The sequence below is a fragment of the Klebsiella sp. BIGb0399 genome (assembly GCF_003752615.1).
Classification (GTDB): Bacteria; Pseudomonadota; Gammaproteobacteria; order Enterobacterales; family Enterobacteriaceae; genus Klebsiella; species Klebsiella lignicola.
In genome coordinates, this window is record NZ_RKHT01000005.1 from 1,445,032 (window position 1) to 1,464,520 (window position 19,489).

Genomic DNA, 19,489 nt, shown 5'->3' on the forward strand with positions numbered 1-19,489 from the left:
AACGTAGGTCCTCAGTTAGCCAGCACATTTTGTTTTTTCAGCTCAGCGTTAACCTTGCCGTCGAGAGTCTTCAGCCCGGCGGCGATATCGCTGTTGCAGTCGGCAAAAATGCGGTTAAAGCCTTCGGCTGCCGCCTGACGCACCGGCGTCCAGTTGGGGATTTGCGGCACGTAGCGTCCCTGCTCGTTATAGAGGCGGGCGAAGGTTTCCCAGCGCGCATCCTGATAAACGTCCTTAACGTCGACGTTCTTGTTAACCGGCAGACGCACCACCGGAATATGCTGACTGCCTTTACCCATGCCGATCTCCTGGCCTTCCGGGGAAATCATGAATTCAATGAACTTGCGCGCCGCCTCTTTTTGTTGACTGCTCTTCATCATAAAGACCGTGGTACCTTCAGCGAGAGTGGCTTCGCCTTTCGGCCCCACTACCGGAACCACTTCAAAGTTGTCTTTACCCGGGTCTTTATCGAACAGCGCAATATGGTACGGACCGCTGAAGAACATACCGCTCTGCCCGGAGCGGAAGGAGGGGATAACGTCGGCGGTGGTGGCGTTAATTGCGCCCGGCTGGGTGACTTTTTCGCACATCATGGTGCGCATAAAGGTCATCGCTTCAGCCACTTCCGGCGTATTAAGCGAGGCGCTGAATTTTCCGCTCTCTTCTTTAACGAAATCGCCGCCCGCCTGCCAGATAAAGCTGCTCATAAACCAACTGGCGTAGCCGCGCGTCGTCGAGGCGGGAACGATAAATCCGTAGGTATCATTTTTGCCGTTGCCATCGGGATCCTGGGTGGTGAAGGCTTTTGCCAGGGCCCGAATATCATCCCAGCTCCTGGGCTGCGGCAGCCCCAGTTTTTCCCGCCAGTCTTTGCGCACAAATAGGGCGAAAGTTTGCGCGGAGGTCGGTACGCCATAGTATTTACCGTCGATATAGCGAGTACTCTTCCATGCCGTCTGGAATAGCTGGTCGCCGCCCGCTATCGCTTGCGGGTCAATTTCTTCGGCAATACCCAACTGGATAAACTGCCCCAGCGAGGCCGCATCGTTAAAAATCAGATCGGGTAAGGCGTTGCCGGCAGTGGCGCGCGCCAGCCGCTGTTCAAAGTCTGTGGTGGCGTTGAAATACTCAATTTTGATACCGGTTTTTTCTTCAAACTTTTCCGCCTCTTGTTTGTAGATATTCTTCGAGTCATTGCTGGCGCGGATCCAGACGTTGAGGGTAGTCGCGGCATAGCTTTGGCTGACGCCGAGCCCAAGCGCGGTGAGAAGTAATAAGGAGCGTAATTTATTGGCAGACATGATGGCATATCCTTTATTGTAGAGCACAAAGGTAATTAAATTCTCAATTAATACATGAAAAGGAGTTTGAATATCGCTCAGGCGTTAATACAGCTGACGCAAGAAATATTTCCATTCATTAGATAGAAATGTATTTCCCAATACAACCATGCAAAAAAGAAATTGCGTTTCAAAAACAAGAAAATTGAGGCAGATCACACCAAAAAGTGACAAGAAAAGTGACAAGAAACAAATAACAATAAAAATCAACGACTTAATAATTTATTAAATTTGTTAAAACATTCAAGAAATATAGAAAAAAGCCAAATTCCGTGATGTACCCAGCATTAAAAACGTCATTATTTATCCATAACAATAAACTTGATGGATATCACAAAAAAAATCACTTTGTCTTTTACACTGCTCGCCAGCGAACATTCAAATATATTGTTTTTAATTACACTGCCTGTTTCATGCGTCATTTAAATACGCGTCAGGTATAATTCTGCTGTTATCTTTTCTCATATTTGTAGAAGGGTTATCACGATGAACTCAATACCTCGCCGAGGTTTGTTATGCATTGCGCTGTTTTGTTCCGGCCTTAGCGCCTCCTCATATGCCGCTGAGCCGTACACGCTAGACGGAAAGGATTTAGCCTTCAGCCGCCAGCAGATTGCCGCGAAAGATCCGCTATTTGTGCAGGCGCAAGCGGCTCTGCTAAAAAAAGCCGATCTGGCGCTCAAGCATCCGCTGTTCTCGGTGATGGATAAAACGCTGGTCGCCGCCAGCGGCAACAAGCACGACTATTACAGTTTCCCTCCCTACTGGTGGCCGAACCCTGATACCAAAGACGGACTGCCTTATATTCGTAAGGATGGGCAAACCAACCCGGATGCCAATAGCGATGCCACCGATAAAAACCGGCTGGTGAAGATGAGTAACGACGTTTCAACGCTGGCGCTGGCGTGGTACTTCTCCCACGACGATCGCTATGCGCAAAAGGCGGCGGCCCAGTTGAGGACCTGGTTCCTCGATCCAAAGACGCGTATGACCCCCAACCTGCAGCATGCGCAAGCCATTCCCGGTATTAATACCGGACGCGGTATCGGCATTATTGATAGCCGGGCGCTGGTTGACGTCGTTGACGCAATCGCCCTGCTGCAATCCTCAGCAGCCCTGAGTGAAAACGACGTTAGCGCATTAAAGCAGTGGTTTGGCGACTATTACCAGTGGATGACCACCAGCCAGAACGGCTTTGAAGAAGAGAACTGGCATAACAATCACGGCAGCTATTTCGATATGCAGGCCGCCGCCTTCGCCCTGTTCAGCGGGAAAATCGACGAGGCGAAAAAGCGCCTGTACATCACCCAGCTGCGGCGTATTGCGGGTCAATTTGATATCGAAGGCCGCCAGATGGCCGAACTGGAGCGCACGCGTCCGTGGCACTACAGCAATTTCAACCTCGAAGCCTATAACCGCCTCGGACGACTGGGCGAGAAAGCGGGCGTCGACATCTGGAATTTCACCTTGGATGGCCATAGCCTGCGCAAAGGCTATCAGTACATCGCCAGCTTTATTGACAGCGATACCCCGTGGCCCTGGAAAGACATCGATAAAATGGACGACAAGAAAGCGCTGCGCAATATCGCCACCGCCGCGCACGCCTGGCCGGAAGATGCGCTGTTCAGTGACAAAGCGCAGTGGCTGCGGGCGAAATATCCCGACGATATCACTACGCTCATCGCCCCGCTTTCCGCATCATCAGAGGTCAGGGATAACCGCTAATGAAACAATTTTCCGGGCTCTGGCCCAACATTGTCGGACGTGCAGCCGCTGATAACGCACTGCTTGAACGGCTCGTGAAGGATGCGCAGCCGGTACTTCAGGCAGCGGTGCTCATTCCGCAGTCAGGGATCGCCAGTTGGAATCTCTACTACTTTTGTCCACACCACGGCGTACGCTTGACGTGGCGGGCGGGTACCCCTCACCAGCATGCCTGCCCGGTTGATGGCGAAATATTTTGCGGCGAACCGTGGGACGGCGCCTGGTGGCGCGAGATGAACGGCCGTAACGCCAGCGCATGCCAGCAGCTCGGACTGATATGGCAGTTGACCGGCGAAACGGCGTATCGCGATAGAGTTCGCACGCTGCTTATGGGTTACGCGGATGTCTATCCCGGCTATGAGATTCACGGCGATATTCCCAACAACGGACCGGGAAAGATGAACGCCCAGACGCTGTGCGAAGCCAACTGCATTCTGGAGATGGCGCTGGGTTATGACTTTATTCGCGACAGCCTGACGCCCGGCGAACAGCGACACATCAGTGAAAACCTGCTGCGCTGTGCGGCAACGTTTTTGCGCGATCATCGTAGTCCACAGATTCACAACCATGAAGTCAAAATCAGCGCGGCACTTGGCATACTGGGTTTCGTCCTCGAAGATGACACGCTGCTGGAGTTTGCCGTTAACCAGCCGTACGGCCTGCGCTGGCAGTTGGAACACGGCCTGCTGGCGGAAGGGCTGTGGTTCGAAGGCTCCGTACACTATCACTATTACGCGCTGCAGGGCTTTTTCGCCTTCGAGAAACTGGCGCGCGGCACCCGCTGGAGCCTGCTGGACGGCCCCTGGTATCAGGCGATGCTGAAGTTCCCGCTGTCGCTGCTGCTGCCGGACGGCACTTTCCCTCGGCTTAATGACTGCCTCGCCGGGCAGGAGAAGCTCCATCACCGGGATCTGTACGAGTTTGCCTGGTTTATCTGGCGTGACCCGCAGTACGCCGCGGTCCTGCAGTTTACCGAAACGGCGCCCGATGCGCGTGAAACCCTGCTATGGCGCGAACAGTCTCTGCCGGAATCCCCCCTGGCGCTCATCCCGCAGCAGTCGCTGTTTGCGCCGGGCGCGGGTCTGACGTTATGGCGGCGGCCGCAGCAGGCGCTATTGATCAAACACAGTCCCTGGGGGGGCGAACACGACCATTACGACCGGCTGGGACTGATGCTCTGGCATCGTAACGGCTGGCTACTCACGGATATGGGCACCACCGGCTACGGCGCGAAAATGCACTACGACTATTACAAAAACAGCGCCACGCACAATACGCTTTGCGTAAATCAGAGCAACCAGCCTCCGGCCAATCCGCAGGTGTTAGGCTGGCATATGGATGACGACTCTCTGTGGCTGGATAGCGAGGTTGACTGGGGCAAACCCCCGCCGAAGCTCAACAGCCATAGCCGCGTCGAGTGGGACGCTGCGGCCTGGCGAGACGTGCGCTTCCGCCGTCGCCTGCTGTGGCTTGAAGATGTGCTGATCGATCTATCCTCCGTGGAGAACCCGCATCGCCAGCAGCTCGACTGGACGCTGCATCTGGCGGCACAGGCGCTGGATCAGAGCGGCACGGCCCAGCCCTTTTCGCTCAGCGGGCCACTGCGGCGAATGACCGAAACAACCATGACGCCGCTGAACGGCTGTCAACCGCGCCACTTTGCGCGCGGTGGCGATACCGTTGCGCTCTGGCTGTCCGGTGATGGTGAACTCTGGCAAGGGCTGGCACCCGATAACCCGGCAATTCGCAATCTCAGCTATCTGGTGATACGCAATCACCTGCCGCAGGCGCGTTTTGTGTGTCTGTGGGATCTGGCAAACCGCGCGCCGCTGACGGAAGTGACCGTGCATCATACGCCAGTCGGTACGCAAATTACCTTCTGGCGCGGCGAACGCGTGACGCACGTGACGTTGTACGACGAGCCCGGGAAACGGCCTGATGCAATCCTTCCGCTCGCGGAAAGCGGCCTCTCACCTCAGTACACGGAGTAATTTACTCGTCTTCATCTTCAAAGCGCGCTACGATCCGGTCGCCGGTATGCGTGGCGCGCAGTTCACTCGCCACCAGCGCAATGGCTTCACCGCTACTCATCCCGTTAGCCATCAGCTCCTGAATACGTTCTACCGCTTTTTGCTGCTGCTCGTGGCTCAGCGAAGGTAAACCTGCAAACATGACTCACTCCTGCTACATTGTGTGGCGTAATTATTTCATGCCGCCCGCCTGATTTTCCAGAGGACGGTGACGATTAGGATCGAGGAAGATGTTGTCCCCCGCTATTATTACCCTGCCATGGCACCCGGATGCTGCCGAGCGTTACTTTACTCCTTTAAGCACGACCCCGTGGGCAATGCTGCTGCATTCTGGTTTTGCTGACCATCCGCATAACCGTTTTGACATCATCGTGGCCGATCCGTGCGCCACGCTGCTTACGCGCGGCGGGACAACCATGGTGGATGACGGCCAAAGCCGCAGCCAGTCGACGCAAGATCCGCTGACGCTGTTACAAACGCAGCTGGACAAGCGGGGATTAACACCCGTGGCGCATTCCCATTTGCCGTTCCTCGGCGGCGCGCTGGGGCTGTTCGGTTACGACCTTGGCCGGCGCTTTGAATCTCTGCCCTCGCACGCGGTGGCGGATATCGCCCTGCCCGATATGGCCGTGGGGATCTACGACTGGGCGCTGATTGTCGATCATCAACGCCAGGAAGTCTCGCTGCTTAGCTACGGCGATCCGCATGCCCGTCTACAATGGCTGCAAGCGCAGTCCGCCGCACCTACCGCGCCGTTCGCCCTGACTTCCGCCTGGCGATCCAACATGAGCCGCGAGCAATATGGCGAGAAATTCCGCCAGGTTCAGGCCTGGTTGCACAGCGGCGACTGCTACCAGGTCAACCTGGCCCAACGTTTTCAGGCCAGCTACCGCGGCGATGAGTGGCAGGCGTTTTGCCAATTGAATCGCGCCAATCGCGCGCCGTTCAGCGCCTTTATTCGCCTCGAAGACGGCGCCGTGCTCAGCCTGTCTCCGGAGCGTTTTATCCAGCTTCATCAAGGTGAGATCCAGACTCGCCCGATCAAAGGCACGCTGCCGCGGCTGGCCGATCCGCAACAGGATGCCCTGCAGGCGGAAAAACTGGCCCACTCGCCAAAAGATCGGGCAGAGAACCTGATGATAGTCGACCTGATGCGCAATGATATTGGCCGGGTTGCCGAGCCCGGTAGCGTCCGGGTTCCGGAACTGTTCGTCGTGGAACCCTTCCCGGCGGTGCACCATCTGGTGAGCACCATTACCGCCAGGCTGCCGGCCCGTCTTCACGCCAGCGATCTGCTGCGCGCGGCGTTCCCCGGCGGCTCCATTACCGGCGCCCCTAAAGTGCGGGCGATGCAGATCATTGACGAGCTGGAACCCCAGCGGCGTAACGCGTGGTGCGGCAGTATCGGCTATCTCAGCCTGTGTGGCAATATGGACACCAGCATTACGATCCGCACGCTGACGGCCTACCAGGGAGCGCTATACTGTTCTGCCGGCGGCGGTATTGTGGCCGACAGTGAAGAGGCCGCTGAGTATCAGGAAACCTTTGATAAAGTTAATCGAATCTTGCAACAACTGGAGAGCTAGACCATGGCGGATGACGCCCTTGCGCTGGACGACTTTCTTTCTCGCTTTCAATTACTGCGCCCGCAGCCATCGCGCAGCGCGCTGAATCAGCGCCAGGCGGCGGTGCTGGTGCCCATCGTGCGTCGACCGCAGCCCGGCCTGCTGTTGACGCAGCGATCGCCGCGGTTACGTAAGCATCCCGGTCAGGTTGCCTTTCCCGGCGGGGCCGTCGATAACACCGATGCTACCCTGATTGCCGCCGCGCTGCGTGAGGCCCAGGAAGAGGTCGCGATTCCTCCCGATCGGGTGGAGATTATTGGCGTTCTGCCGCCGGTGGACAGCGTCACCGGCTTTCAGGTCACGCCGGTGGTCGGCATTATTCCGCCCAATCTTCACTATCATGCCAGCCAGGATGAAGTGTCGGCGGTGTTCGAAATGCCGCTTGCTGAAGCATTGAGCCTAAGCCGCTACCACCCGCTGGATATCCATCGCCGCGGGAATTCGCATCGTGTCTGGCTGTCATGGTATCAGCACTATTTTGTCTGGGGCATGACCGCCGGTATTATTCGCGAACTGGCCCTGCAAATCGGCATCAAACCCTAGCCTGCTGGCTTACGGCTGGCGCGAAGGTCACCCTGCCCCGCGACAGCCGGTTTCCTTGTGCAATCCACCCTCTGAGATAGCGTATATACTTAAAATGAGATTGCGCTCTCACCATTAGTAATTTCGCCGTTATCCATTAATTTAATTCATGTGAATAGTTAAGCTGATGGTGCGGTTCCCTCTTACACTATGCGCAGTTTTCACATCGTTACCGCCACTGCGGTAACCCTGTCAGGAGTGTTATCGTGATTAGTATATTCGACATGTTCAAGGTGGGGATCGGTCCCTCATCTTCCCATACTGTAGGGCCGATGAAGGCCGGTAAACAGTTCGTCGATGACCTGGTCGAAAAAGGATTGCTTAATGAAGTGACCCGGGTGGCGGTTGACGTCTACGGCTCGCTTTCATTAACCGGCAAAGGCCACCATACGGATATCGCCATTATTATGGGCCTGGCGGGCAATCAGCCCGATACGGTCGATATTGATGCCATACCTGGATTTATCCGCGATGTCGAAACCCGCGGACGTTTGCTGCTGGCACAAGGTCAGCACGAAGTTGATTTCCCGCACGATGACGGCATGCGTTTTCGTAGCGACAACCTGCCGCTGCACGAAAACGGCATGACCATTCATGCCTGGGCCGGCGAGAAAGAGATCTACTGCAAAACCTATTACTCCATCGGCGGCGGTTTTATCGTCGATGAAGAACATTTCGGCAAAGACAGCGTGGATGAGTTAAGCGTGCCTTATCCCTTCAAGTCGGCGCAAGAGATGCTGGCTTACTGTAAAGAAACCGGAATGTCGCTCTCCGGCATGGTGATGCAGAACGAACTGGCGCTGCACAGCAAGAAAGAGATTGAAGACTATTTTGCTCACGTCTGGCAGACCATGCGTGCCTGTATCGATCGCGGCATGAACACCGAGGGCGTGTTGCCTGGTCCTCTGCGCGTACCGCGTCGGGCATCGGCACTGCGTCGTCTGCTGGTAGCCAGCGATAAACTGTCCAATGACCCAATGAACGTCGTTGACTGGGTGAATATGTTCGCCCTGGCGGTCAACGAAGAGAACGCCGCCGGCGGGCGCGTGGTCACCGCGCCGACCAACGGCGCGTGCGGTATCGTCCCTGCCGTACTGGCCTACTATGACCACTTTATCGAGTCGGTCAGCCCGGATATCTATATTCGTTACTTTATGGCCTCCGGCGCCGTGGGGACGTTATACAAAATGAACGCCTCCATTTCCGGCGCTGAGGTGGGCTGTCAGGGTGAAGTTGGCGTCGCCTGTTCGATGGCGGCGGCGGGCCTGGCTGAACTGCTTGGCGCCAGCCCGGAGCAGGTGTGCGTCGCGGCGGAAATCGGTATGGAGCATAACCTGGGTCTGACCTGTGACCCGGTGGCCGGACAGGTACAGGTTCCGTGTATCGAACGTAACGCCATCGCTTCGGTGAAGGCAATCAACGCCGCACGTATGGCGATGCGTCGCACCAGCGAGCCGCGCGTCTCTCTCGATAAAGTGATCGAGACCATGTACGAAACCGGTAAAGACATGAACGCCAAGTATCGCGAGACGTCTCGCGGCGGCCTGGCCATCAAAGTTCAGTGTGACTAAACTATTTTTTATCCAAATGCGCCCACGGGGCGCATTTTTTATGTTATTTATTTACACCCACTACACTTGCTCACTCGCGGTTGTTATTCTCGTCCGCATTCAGAGCCGACAGGGTGTCGCGCATGCACAATGCTCAGAAAGTCATTTCGACTTACCGCCGTAAACGCGTTGTCATTTGTTTGATTGTGGCGTTGTTGACGTTAACGACCACACTGGTTATCCGATTTATTTCACAGCGTAGTTTAAATCAGCAACGTATCCAGAGCACTACTCATCAGATGGTGGTGGCCATGGATAGAATGCTGCGCCCTTTATCAGAGCAACAACATCCCTTGCTACAGCTGGTGGGGAAACCGTGCCAGGATGTCCGTCTGCCGCTGCGCAAACTGGCGGCGTCGCTGCAAACAGTGCGCTCCATCGCCCTGGTAAAGTCCCGGACGTTGTATTGCTCCAGTATCTTTGGCGACCGTAACGTTGCCATTCATCAGCTCCAGTCGGCGCTCCCTTCTCCTCAGCCATTGCTGATGCTTTCAACAGACCACTCGCTGCTGCTCGGCTCGCCGGTATTAGTGCAATGGTATCCCTCCCGATTAAACAGCGACGATGGCGTGATGATCGTCATCAATATCGAACTGCCAGGGGAGTTAATTCTCGCCGCAAAATCCCCCCTGATTACCGGTATCGGGTTAAGCGTCGGCGCACAGAATTTTATTCATGGTATTGGCATCACCGAGCAGCAAGTGCCGCCAGGCGAGAAGATGATTTACCACCAGCAGTCAACCCAGTTTCCGTTCGCGATTAACGTCAGCGGCCCAGGCGCCACGGCGATCGCCCTTGCGGAACTTCCTGGCGCACTGCCGCTGGCGCTGATCCTCAGCGTGATGCTGGGTGGCATGATGTGGCTGATTACGGCGGGGAGAATGAGCTTCGCCCGGGAGATCAGCCTCGGGATCGCCGCCCGTGAATTTACGTTGTGGTGCCAGCCGCTAAAAGATCTGCGGTCGCAAAAATGCGTCGGCGTCGAGATTTTGCTGCGCTGGAACAATCCGCGTCGCGGAAATATCCCTCCCGATGTATTCATTCCTCTCGCGGAAGGGGCGAACTTAATTGTGCCCCTCACCCGCTATGTCCTGAAGGAAACCGCCCGCCAGCTATCGCAGTTCCCCGAGGATAAAAACTTCCATATTTCGATTAACGTCGCCGCCCGCCATTTTGCCAACGGCGAACTGATGCGCGATTTGCATCATCTGTGGTTCAGCGCCCACCCGGTGCAGCAGCTGGTGGTGGAACTGACCGAACGCGATGTGCTGCAGGAGGGAGACCACCACATGGCGGAGCTGCTGCATTTTAAAGGAGTCATGCTGGCGATTGATGATTTCGGTACCGGAAATAGCTCACTGTCATGGCTGGAAAAGCTGCGCCCGGACGTATTGAAAATTGATAAATCCTTCACCAGCGCCATCGGCGTCGATAGCGTGAATACGACGGTGACCGACATGATCATTGCCCTGGCACGCCGCCTGAACATCCTGACGGTTGCCGAGGGGGTTGAAACCGCAGCTCAGTCGCGGTATCTGCAGCAGCACGGGGTTGATGTCCTGCAGGGGTTCTACTACGCCAGACCGATGCCGGTCGCGGCGTTTGCGCAATGGCTGGCAGAGCATGGCGAAGGCGGATAAAAAAAACCGGCCAGCCCCCTGAGGAGACTGGCCGGTCAGCATCACGCCGAGAGCAGATTACTCGTCTTCGTGATTTTCGTGCTGGGTTTTAATCACCCGCACCAGATCGACACGATAGTTGTTCGCTTCCACGATGGTAAACTGCAGCGGCTCCCGCTCCACCACATCGCCAACGCGCGGGATATGGCCGTTTACGGCAATGACCAGTCCGGCTACCGTCGCGATATCGTCCTCTTCATGAAGCAGATCGTCCAGCCCCACCGCCTGTTGCAGCGCATGCAGGTCCGTAGAACCTTTAATCAACCAGCCGTCGCCATCGGCGACGATTTCCGGGGTTTCATCGGCATCCGGGAATTCACCGGCAATCGCTTCCAGGACGTCCAGCGGCGTCACCAGACCTTGCACCACACCAAATTCATTGGTGACGATGACAAAGCTCCCACGTGCCCGACGCAGTACACCCAGCAGGTTGATCGGGTCCAGCGTTTCCGGCACCACTATCGCCGGTGAAGCCGAGGCCAGCGCCGCGACATTCTCACCCGCTTCCAGCGCCACCAGCATCTCTTTCGCCCGGACGATACCAATGATTTCATCCAGTTCGCCGCGGCACACCGGGAACAGACTGTGTGGCGAGGAGAGCAACTGGCGACGAATCTCTTCTTCGCTTTGCTCCACGTCCACCCAGCTGATTTCACCGCGCGGGGTCATGATGCTGCGCAACGAACGCTGAGCCAGGGTCAGAACGCCGTTGATCATGTAGCGTTCTTCTTCGGCAAACGCCCCTTCAGGCACCGGAACCGGCGCCGGGCTATCACCATCGTGGCTCACGGCGTGTTGTTTACGTCCGCCCATCAGGCGCAAAATTGCATCTGCTGTACGTGCACGCAGCGGCAGCGTTGACTGATGGCGAATAAAGTTACGACGCGCAATCTGATTGAAGAACTCGATGGTGATCGAGAAGCCAATCGCGGCGTACAGGTAGCCTTTCGGAATATGGAAACCAAAGCCTTCAGCCACCAGGCTCAGGCCAATCATCAACAGGAAGCTCAGGCACAGCACGACCACGGTCGGATGCTGGTTAACGAAGCGGGTTAACGGCTTCGATGCCAACAGCATCACCGCCATGGCAATCACTACCGCCGCCATCATCACCGGTAGGTGGTTCACCATACCAACGGCTGTAATCACCGCATCCAGCGAGAAGACCGCATCCAGCACCACGATTTGCAGTACCACCACCCAGAAGCTGGCATAGCCTTTCCCATGACCCTCATCGTGCTGACGATTCTCCAGCCGCTCATGCAGTTCCGTGGTGGCCTTAAACAGCAGGAACAGCCCCCCGACCAGCATGATCAGGTCGCGTCCGGAAAAGGTTAAATCGGCGACGCTAAACAGCGGTTTAGTCAGGGTCACCATCCACGAAATAACCGACAGCAGACCAAGTCGCATGAACAACGCCAGCGACAGACCAATCAAACGTGCTTTATCACGCTGTTTGGGTGGCAGCTTATCCGCCAGGATGGCGATAAATACCAGGTTGTCGATACCGAGCACGATCTCCAGTACGACCAGCGTCAGCAAGCCGACCCAGATAGAGGGATCCATCAAGAGTTCCATGAGTTGCTCCAGTTGACGACAGACGAAGTCATCGTGATGTCACGCACGACAGAGATAATGGTTGCGGGTAAAAAAGCGTAGCAGGTTGTCGCGGCAGAATAGTGCCAGAAAGTGAAAAGACGTCGATGAGGGTCCATACAGCGGGCTATGCCCTATACTCCTGAGTAATTAAACGGAAGCTAAACATAGCAAAAAATGCAGAGAGTTTGGAAAAAACTTTACCAGTCTTTGCAATAGCTAAGGCTATTTTTTGCGCTGCGAAATTATTAATTGCAGATGAGTGATTTACGGATCTTCATCACATTAATTATTTTTTCACTATCTAAAATAAATCACGGTAGTCAATATTTTCGATCTTACACCCTTACTGAATCGATTTTGTTCGCAAGAGTGATTCAGGATGTATCAACACAGATGATGCATTCACGATAATAAAGGAGGTAGCAAGTGACGATTGCTATTGTAATAGGCACACATGGTTGGGCTGCAGAACAACTGCTAAAAACAGCAGAAATGTTGTTGGGCGAGCAGGAAAACGTTGGCTGGATTGATTTCGTTCCTGGTGAAAACGCAGAAACGCTGATCGAGAAGTACAACGCACAGCTGGCAAAGCTTGATACGTCGAAAGGCGTGTTGTTCCTCGTCGATACATGGGGAGGCAGTCCGTTTAACGCTGCCAGCCGCATTGTCGTTGATAAAGAACAGTACGAAGTCATTGCCGGCGTCAACATTCCCATGCTGGTCGAAACGCTGATGGCGCGTGACGACGATCCCTCTTTCGATGAACTAGTGGCGCTGGCAGTAGAAACGGGTCGTGAAGGCGTGAAAGCGCTGAAAGCGAAAACCGTGGAAAAAGCCGCTCCGGCACCGGTTCAGGCAGCAGCACCGAAAGCGGCAGCGCCGTTAAAACCAATGGGCCCCGATGACTATATGGTTATCGGACTGGCACGTATCGATGACCGACTGATCCATGGTCAGGTCGCGACTCGCTGGACCAAAGAAACCAACGTCACCCGCATTATTGTCGTGAGCGATGAAGTCGCGGCCGATAACGTTCGTAAGACGTTACTGACCCAGGTTGCTCCTCCGGGCGTCACTGCCCACGTTGTTGATGTGGCGAAAATGATCCGCGTGTACAACAACCCGAAATACGCAGGCGATCGTGTCATGCTGCTGTTTACCAACCCAACCGACGTAGAACGTATCGTTGAAGGCGGCGTGAAACTCACCACCGTCAACATCGGCGGTATGGCTTTCCGTCAGGGTAAAACGCAGGTGAACAACGCCGTTTCGGTCGATGAAAAAGATATTGAAGCATTCAAAAAGCTGAATGCTCGCGGTATCGAACTGGAAGTCCGTAAAGTTTCCACCGACCAGAAACTGAAAATGATGGACCTGATTAGCAAGGTAGCAAAATAACCTTGCAAGTCGTGTCCCCGTTTTCAACTTAAGACTTAATCAACAGGAGAAGTACAATGGAGATTACCCTTCTTCAGATTGTGCTGGTGTTCATCGTCGCGTGTATTGCGGGTATGGAGTCGGTACTTGATGAGTTTCAGTTCCACCGTCCTCTGATCGCTTGTACGCTGATCGGCGCCGTTCTCGGCGATATGAAAACCGGTATCATCATCGGTGGTACGCTGGAAATGATCGCTCTGGGCTGGATGAACATCGGTGCCGCCGTTGCACCTGATGCGGCACTGGCATCTATTATATCCACCGTTCTGGTTATCGCCGGCCATCAAAGCATTGGCGCCGGTATCGCCCTGGCAATCCCGCTGGCAGCAGCAGGCCAGGTACTGACCATTATCGTTCGTACTATTACCGTGGCATTCCAGCACGCCGCTGATAAGGCCGCCGAAAACGGCAACCTGACAGCGATTTCATGGCTGCACGTGTCGTCCCTGTTCCTGCAGGCAATGCGTATCGCTATCCCTGCGGTTATCGTGGCAATCTCTGTCGGCACCAGCGAAGTACAGGGTCTGCTGAATGCGATTCCTGAAGTGGTTACCGGTGGTCTGAACATCGCGGGCGGTATGATCGTCGTCGTCGGTTACGCAATGGTCATCAACATGATGCGTGCGGGCTACCTGATGCCGTTCTTCTACCTGGGCTTCGTTACTGCCGCGTTCACCAACTTCAACCTGGTTGCTCTGGGTGTGATCGGTACCGTAATGGCTATCCTCTATATCCAGCTGAGCCCGAAATACAACCGCGTAGCGGGTGCGCCAGCGCAGGCTGCTGGTAATAACGATCTCGATAACGAACTGGACTAACAGGTGAGCGAAATGGTTGATATGACTAAAAATACCACCGAGAAAAAACTCACTCAGAGTGATATTCGTGGCGTGTTCATTCGTTCTAACCTGTTCCAGGGGTCATGGAACTTTGAACGTATGCAGGCGTTGGGCTTCTGCTTCGCAATGGTACCGGCAATTCGTCGTCTGTACCCGGAGAACAACGATGCCCGTAAACAGGCGATTAAACGTCACCTGGAGTTCTTTAACACCCATCCATACGTCGCGGCGCCGGTTCTTGGCGTAACGCTGGCGATGGAAGAGCAGCGTGCTAACGGTGCAGAGATCGACGATGGTGCGATTAACGGCATCAAAGTCGGTCTGATGGGGCCGCTGGCCGGCGTCGGCGACCCGATCTTCTGGGGTACCGTTCGTCCGGTATTCGCTGCACTGGGCGCAGGTATCGCGATGAGCGGCAGCCTGCTGGGTCCTCTGCTGTTCTTCATCCTGTTTAACGCAGTACGTCTGCTGACCCGTTACTACGGCGTGGCATACGGTTACCGTAAAGGTATCGACATCGTTAAGGATATGGGCGGCGGCTTCCTGCAGAAACTGACCGAGGGGGCGTCAATTCTCGGCCTGTTTGTCATGGGGGCTTTGGTTAACAAGTGGACGCACGTGAATATCCCGCTGGTGGTATCAACAATCACCGGTCAGGATGGCCAGACTCGCGTCACCACCGTGCAGACCATTCTTGACCAGCTGATGCCTGGCCTGGTTCCGCTGCTGCTGACCTTCGCCTGTATGTGGCTGCTGCGTAAGAAAGTGAACGCCCTGTGGATCATCGTTGGCTTCTTCGTCATCGGTATCGTGGGCTATGCTATCGGCCTGCTGGGCCTGTAAGTATCTTGTTGTACGCCGGGGGCTTAGCCCCCGGTTTTTTTTTACCGGAGGATGGATGACAATCACGGATCTGGTGCTGGTTCTGTTTATTCTTGTTCTGCTGGCGTTTGCAATTTATGACCAGTTTATTATGCCGCGGCGCAACGGTCCGCAGCTCCTGACTATCCCCCTGCTCCGCCGCAGTCGTGTCGATGGGATCATCTTCGTCGGCCTGGTGGCCATTCTGATTTACAACAATATCACCAACCACGGCGCGTTAATCACCACATGGTTATTATCTGCACTGGCGTTGATGGGCTTGTACCTGTTCTGGATCCGCACGCCGAAAATCATCTTCAAAGCCAGTGGCTTTTTCTTCGCCAATATCTGGATTGAATATAGCCGTATCAAAGAAATGAATTTATCGGAAGATGGCGTGCTGGTGATGCAATTAGAACAGCGGCGTTTGCTTATTCGGGTCAAAAACATTGATGACCTTGAGAAGATATACAAATTTCTCGTTTCAACTCAATGAGTTAAAAATATAACTCGTGCTATATCTCGTCAATTTTTAACCAATTCCAGCGAATGAAATATAGCACCGGCTATATTTCATTCGTCCACTTCACCGATATTAATTAACGAATCATTTACTTGTAAATTCAAATGAAAATCGTTATCATTTGGTTATCGAAATAAATAAATCCTGTTATTGTTTTATATTCTAAAAATATGTTAAGGTTGCGCCCGTCGTTGGGGAGTAGCCGATTTCCTGCCTGCCAGGAAATGTACGTGTCAACATACTCGTTGCAAAACGTGGCACGTACGGGTCGAAAAGATGTTCGATCAGGCGAGACCATAGACACATCACCGCTATACGCCATACCTCTTTACCGGGTCGCGTATGTTTACTGGGGGTAGTGATGTGTCATATGGATTTTCCCCGGTCAGGACGCATGTATGAACCTATCTGCCACGATTCTTCTTGCCTTTGGCATGTCCATGGACGCTTTCGCTGCCTCAATCGGGAAAGGCGCCACCTTACACAAACCTAAATTTTCTGAAGCCTTACGCACCGGACTGATTTTCGGCGCGATCGAAACCCTCACGCCTCTCGTTGGTTGGGGCATGGGAATGCTCGCCAGCCAGTTTGTCCTCGAATGGAACCACTGGATCGCCTTTGCGCTGCTGATTTTTCTTGGCGGCAGGATGGTAATTGAAGGTTTCCGCGCAGGCGATAGCGAAGTCTGTGAGGCTCCTCTCCGTCATGGATTCTGGTTGCTGGTGGTGACCGCTTTCGCCACCAGCCTCGATGCAATGGCCGTCGGCGTGGGCCTGGCTTTCCTGCAGGTGAACATCATTGCCACCGCCCTCGCGATCGGCTGCGCAACGCTTATCATGTCAACGCTGGGGATTATGGTCGGACGGTTTATCGGCCCGCTGCTTGGCAAACGGGCCGAGATTCTGGGTGGTATCGTCTTGATTGGTATCGGCAGCGAAATTCTCTGGAGCCACTTCGCCGGCTAATTCTCAGGCCTCGCGCTGCCAGAAGTGGAGCATAAAATCCGTCTGGCAGCTAAAAATGTCCTGCGCTCGTAGCGTTTCACGCACCTCAGGCTTTGCCCGCCACGCAAACGGCGTCATCTGCAGTAACGCTTCGGCTTCTTGCCCGCTCAGCTGCATCGGATAGGCCAGTTGTTGCTGCTGACGTAAAACAAAGCCGGGCATTGCCTCATGATTTTCCTCATGCAGGCGCACCTCATCATAAATCAGCCCTTTCAGCTCCATCAGATGGCGAGGCCCAGGCGTCGCGGTAATCACCCAGCCACCAGGGACGATCGCCCGGGCCAGCTCCTGGGCATTGCAGGGGGCATAAATCCGCACCACCGCATCAAGGCTGGCATCATCAAACGGCAGACGCTGGCTGGAAGCAACACAAAAATCCACCTGCGGGTAGCGTTTTGCTGCCGCACGAATGGCTGATTTAGAGACATCCAGGCCCCAGCAGTGCCCGGCAATACTGGCGAAGGCGTGGGTGTAGTACCCTTCTCCACAGCCAATATCCAGCAGACGTGCAGGGGTCTCGGTGCGCAGAAACTCGCAGATCGCATCGCGCAGGGGTTGATAGTGACCGGCGTCGAGAAACGCCCGGCGGGCCTGCATCATCTCGGCGCTATCGCCCGGATCGCGAGAGCGTTTGAACTGCACCGGCAGTAAATTGACATACCCCTCTTTCGCCAGATCGAACTGGTGCCGCTGCGGGCAGGTAAAACTGTTGTCGCGGCGGACAAGCGGCGCGTGGCAAAGCGGGCAACTGTATGACATAACAACTCCGGTGTCGCTAAAAGGGCGAAAGTGTAGCGCTATTCGCCCTTTCAGACCACTGTTACAACGCAGGCGGCGCGGCTTCTCCGTTGTGCATCACGATAAGATTCTCTGACCCCTGCGGCATCCCATCCGGCATGACATTTTCCAGACGCAGCACATCGCCCATGATCTGGCTGAATACCGGTGCGGAAACAGCTCCGCCATAATAGGCCCCGTTGCTGGGGTCGTTTATCACCACCACCAGCGCGAACTGCGGGTGGCTGGCGGGAGCGACCCCTGCCGTATAGGCAATATATTTGTCGATGTATTTGCCGTCCGGGCCGATTTTTTTCGCCGTCCCGGTTTTTACCGCAATACGGTAATCACGAACTGCCGCCTTGGTCCCACCGCCGCCAGGCAGAGCCACGCTCTCCATCATGTGCTCCACTTCATGCACGATCGGTTCCGGCATCACGCGGGTGCCGATCACCGGCGGGTCGATTCGGGTTATCGATAATGGGCGCTCGATGCCAAAACCACCGATGGTGGCATAGACGTGCGCCAGCTGGAGCGGCGTAACCATCAGGCCATAGCCAAACGCAAAGGTCGCCCGGTCAAGCTGTCCCCAATAGCGACGCTGCGGCATCAGGCCCGAACTTTCGCCGGTGAGGCCCAGGCCGGTCGGATCGCCAAACCCAAACGCTTTGTAGGTATCGAGAAGATGCTGAACCGGCATCGCCAGTGAAAGGTGCGAGACCCCGGTATCGCTGGATTTCTGCAGGATGCCGGTCAACGTCAGCTCCGGGTAATAGCCTACATCGCGGATCCGGTGGCCATCCAGCACAAACGGGTGGGTGTCGACCACGCTGTCCGGCTGCACGATCCCCTGCTGGAGAGCCGTCATGACCACCAGCGGCTTAACCGTCGATCCGGGTTCAAAGGTGTCACTGATGGCCCGATTGCGGAAATCATCCAGTTTCGCGTCATCACGGTTGTTAGGGTTGAAATCCGGATAGCTGGCCATCGACAGAATTTCCCCGGTGTCGATTTTAATCAGCACCGCGGCGCCAGACTCGGCCTTATTCCACTTCACGGCATTATCCAGCGCATCTTCCGTCACCGTTTGCAGGCGCTCATCAATACTTAACTGAATGGTGTGCGCCGGCACCGCCGGCACCTCGGTGATATTTTCGATCACGTGGCCATGACGGTCTTTACGCACCAGCCGCCGCCCGGCTTTCCCCGTCAGCTGACTGTTGAAACTCTTCTCAACCCCTTCAATGCCCTGGTTATCAATATTGGTGAATCCCAGCAGGTTGGCCGCCACGTGCCCTGCCGGATAAAACCGCCGCGACTCATCGCGCAGGTTAATCCCCGGCAGATGGAGTTTATCGATCCATTCGGCCTGTTCCGGATTGACCTGGCGAGCCAGGTAGATAAAACGCATGTGAGGATGAGCCTCGATGCGTTTGGCCAGGTCCCCCAGGTTAAGGTGTAGCGCCTCCGCCATCGCCTGCCAGCGCGGACCATAGCCAACGCCGCCCTTCTCCATCATCGTCTGCGGGTCGGCCCAGATGGCGCTGACCGGGACGCTGACTGCCAGCGGACGGTTTTCACGATCGCTGATGGTGCCACGCTGAACGTCAATGGGTTCTTCCCGTAACGAGCGCATATCTTCTTGTTTAACCAGGTTATCTGGTGAAATGATTTGCAGCCAGGCCACGCGGCCTAACAGGAATCCGAGACAACCCAAAATCGCTACGCACAACAATCCAAAACGGACCGGGGTGAAATGCGCGGCTGACTGATTTTTATTCTTTGGCACCATAGCTCCAGCATTATTTTGCAACCACCT

General features: G+C 55.2%; 16 protein-coding genes. 11 read left to right on the plus strand and 5 right to left on the minus strand.

The annotated features are described in order from the left end of the window. Positions 1–11: 11 nt before the first annotated feature. Complete coding sequence (locus EDF82_RS07185; protein WP_032687008.1) at positions 12–1,301, minus strand: sugar ABC transporter substrate-binding protein; 1,290 nt, start codon at positions 1,299–1,301, stop codon at positions 12–14. Positions 1,302–1,826: 525 nt separating this feature from the next. Here EDF82_RS07185 and EDF82_RS07190 point away from each other — a divergent pair. Next, entirely contained in the window at positions 1,827–3,065 is a 1,239-nt protein-coding gene (locus EDF82_RS07190) for an alginate lyase family protein (protein ID WP_032687007.1), read from the plus strand. Continuing rightward, positions 3,065–5,095, plus strand: a complete 2,031-nt coding sequence (locus EDF82_RS07195) for a heparinase II/III family protein (RefSeq protein WP_099972945.1) — start codon at positions 3,065–3,067, stop codon at positions 5,093–5,095. Before EDF82_RS07190 ends, EDF82_RS07195 begins: the two co-directional genes overlap by 1 nt. A 1-nt stretch (position 5,096) precedes the next feature. Here the strand turns inward: EDF82_RS07195 and EDF82_RS07200 are convergent, their stop codons facing one another. Next, positions 5,097–5,276: a YoaH family protein gene (locus EDF82_RS07200; protein WP_032687005.1), complete on the minus strand. Its 180-nt coding sequence runs from the start codon at positions 5,274–5,276 to the stop codon at positions 5,097–5,099. 88 nt (positions 5,277–5,364) lie between these two features. Between EDF82_RS07200 and pabB the strand changes: the two genes are divergently transcribed. The 4 genes from pabB to EDF82_RS07220 all read left to right on the plus strand — a co-directional run bounded on the left by pabB (position 5,365) and on the right by EDF82_RS07220 (position 10,591). Further along, positions 5,365–6,720, plus strand: coding sequence for an aminodeoxychorismate synthase component 1 (gene pabB / locus EDF82_RS07205; protein WP_123754861.1), 1,356 nt, complete (start codon positions 5,365–5,367; stop codon positions 6,718–6,720). A gap of 3 nt (positions 6,721–6,723) precedes the next feature. After that, positions 6,724–7,302 (plus strand): CoA pyrophosphatase, encoded by a 579-nt coding sequence (locus tag EDF82_RS07210; protein WP_123754862.1) that lies wholly within the window; start codon positions 6,724–6,726, stop codon positions 7,300–7,302. Between the two features lie 245 nt (positions 7,303–7,547). Further along, positions 7,548–8,912, plus strand: coding sequence for an L-serine ammonia-lyase (gene sdaA / locus EDF82_RS07215; RefSeq protein WP_123754863.1), 1,365 nt, complete (start codon positions 7,548–7,550; stop codon positions 8,910–8,912). Between the two features lie 122 nt (positions 8,913–9,034). Further along, complete coding sequence (locus EDF82_RS07220; protein WP_123754864.1) at positions 9,035–10,591, plus strand: EAL domain-containing protein; 1,557 nt, start codon at positions 9,035–9,037, stop codon at positions 10,589–10,591. A 57-nt stretch (positions 10,592–10,648) separates the two neighbouring features. Here EDF82_RS07220 and yoaE read toward each other — a convergent pair whose 3' ends face one another. After that, on the minus strand, positions 10,649–12,208 hold the full coding sequence (yoaE, locus tag EDF82_RS07225; protein WP_123754865.1) for a CNNM family cation transport protein YoaE: 1,560 nt from the start codon (positions 12,206–12,208) through the stop codon (positions 10,649–10,651). 447 nt (positions 12,209–12,655) lie between these two features. Here yoaE and manX point away from each other — a divergent pair, with 447 nt between their 5' ends. The 5 genes from manX (at position 12,656) to mntP (ending at position 16,854) form a co-directional block, all read left to right on the plus strand. Then, complete coding sequence (gene manX / locus EDF82_RS07230) at positions 12,656–13,627, plus strand: PTS mannose transporter subunit IIAB (RefSeq protein WP_123754866.1); 972 nt, start codon at positions 12,656–12,658, stop codon at positions 13,625–13,627. Between the two features lie 56 nt (positions 13,628–13,683). Beyond that, positions 13,684–14,484 carry a PTS mannose transporter subunit IIC gene (gene manY / locus EDF82_RS07235; protein WP_123754867.1) on the plus strand — a complete coding sequence of 267 codons (801 nt, stop codon included), beginning with the start codon at positions 13,684–13,686 and terminating at the stop codon, positions 14,482–14,484. Between the two features lie 12 nt (positions 14,485–14,496). Then, a complete protein-coding gene (locus EDF82_RS07240; protein WP_123754868.1) occupies positions 14,497–15,348 on the plus strand; it encodes a PTS mannose transporter subunit IID in 852 nt (283 codons plus the stop codon). 55 nt (positions 15,349–15,403) lie between these two features. Continuing rightward, complete coding sequence (locus EDF82_RS07245) at positions 15,404–15,862, plus strand: DUF986 family protein (protein WP_123754869.1); 459 nt, start codon at positions 15,404–15,406, stop codon at positions 15,860–15,862. A gap of 425 nt (positions 15,863–16,287) precedes the next feature. Beyond that, positions 16,288–16,854: a manganese efflux pump MntP gene (mntP, locus tag EDF82_RS07250; protein WP_123754870.1), complete on the plus strand. Its 567-nt coding sequence runs from the start codon at positions 16,288–16,290 to the stop codon at positions 16,852–16,854. A gap of 3 nt (positions 16,855–16,857) precedes the next feature. Here the strand turns inward: mntP and rlmA are convergent, their stop codons facing one another. Both rlmA and ftsI read right to left on the minus strand, forming a co-directional pair. Next, positions 16,858–17,652: a 23S rRNA (guanine(745)-N(1))-methyltransferase gene (rlmA, locus tag EDF82_RS07255; RefSeq protein ID WP_123754871.1), complete on the minus strand. Its 795-nt coding sequence runs from the start codon at positions 17,650–17,652 to the stop codon at positions 16,858–16,860. A 61-nt stretch (positions 17,653–17,713) separates the two neighbouring features. Next, entirely contained in the window at positions 17,714–19,462 is a 1,749-nt protein-coding gene (ftsI, locus tag EDF82_RS07260) for a peptidoglycan glycosyltransferase FtsI (RefSeq protein ID WP_154144711.1), read from the minus strand. Positions 19,463–19,489 lie beyond the last annotated feature (27 nt).

Bases quoted from the DNA above. Each gene is read 5' to 3' on its own strand.
- EDF82_RS07185 (WP_032687008.1), bottom strand. From the start codon at position 1,301: ATGTCTGCCAATAAATTACGCTCCTTATTACTTCTCACCGCGCTTGGG.
- EDF82_RS07190 (WP_032687007.1), top strand. From the start codon at position 1,827: ATGAACTCAATACCTCGCCGAGGTTTGTTATGCATTGCGCTGTTTTGT.
- EDF82_RS07195 (WP_099972945.1), top strand. From the start codon at position 3,065: ATGAAACAATTTTCCGGGCTCTGGCCCAACATTGTCGGACGTGCAGCC.
- EDF82_RS07200 (WP_032687005.1), bottom strand. From the start codon at position 5,276: ATGTTTGCAGGTTTACCTTCGCTGAGCCACGAGCAGCAGCAAAAAGCG.
- pabB (WP_123754861.1), top strand. From the start codon at position 5,365: ATGTTGTCCCCCGCTATTATTACCCTGCCATGGCACCCGGATGCTGCC.
- EDF82_RS07210 (WP_123754862.1), top strand. From the start codon at position 6,724: ATGGCGGATGACGCCCTTGCGCTGGACGACTTTCTTTCTCGCTTTCAA.
- EDF82_RS07220 (WP_123754864.1), top strand. From the start codon at position 9,035: ATGCACAATGCTCAGAAAGTCATTTCGACTTACCGCCGTAAACGCGTT.
- yoaE (WP_123754865.1), bottom strand. From the start codon at position 12,208: ATGGAACTCTTGATGGATCCCTCTATCTGGGTCGGCTTGCTGACGCTG.
- manY (WP_123754867.1), top strand. From the start codon at position 13,684: ATGGAGATTACCCTTCTTCAGATTGTGCTGGTGTTCATCGTCGCGTGT.
- EDF82_RS07240 (WP_123754868.1), top strand. From the start codon at position 14,497: ATGGTTGATATGACTAAAAATACCACCGAGAAAAAACTCACTCAGAGT.
- EDF82_RS07245 (WP_123754869.1), top strand. From the start codon at position 15,404: ATGACAATCACGGATCTGGTGCTGGTTCTGTTTATTCTTGTTCTGCTG.
- mntP (WP_123754870.1), top strand. From the start codon at position 16,288: ATGAACCTATCTGCCACGATTCTTCTTGCCTTTGGCATGTCCATGGAC.
- rlmA (WP_123754871.1), bottom strand. From the start codon at position 17,652: ATGTCATACAGTTGCCCGCTTTGCCACGCGCCGCTTGTCCGCCGCGAC.
- ftsI (WP_154144711.1), bottom strand. From the start codon at position 19,462: ATGGTGCCAAAGAATAAAAATCAGTCAGCCGCGCATTTCACCCCGGTC.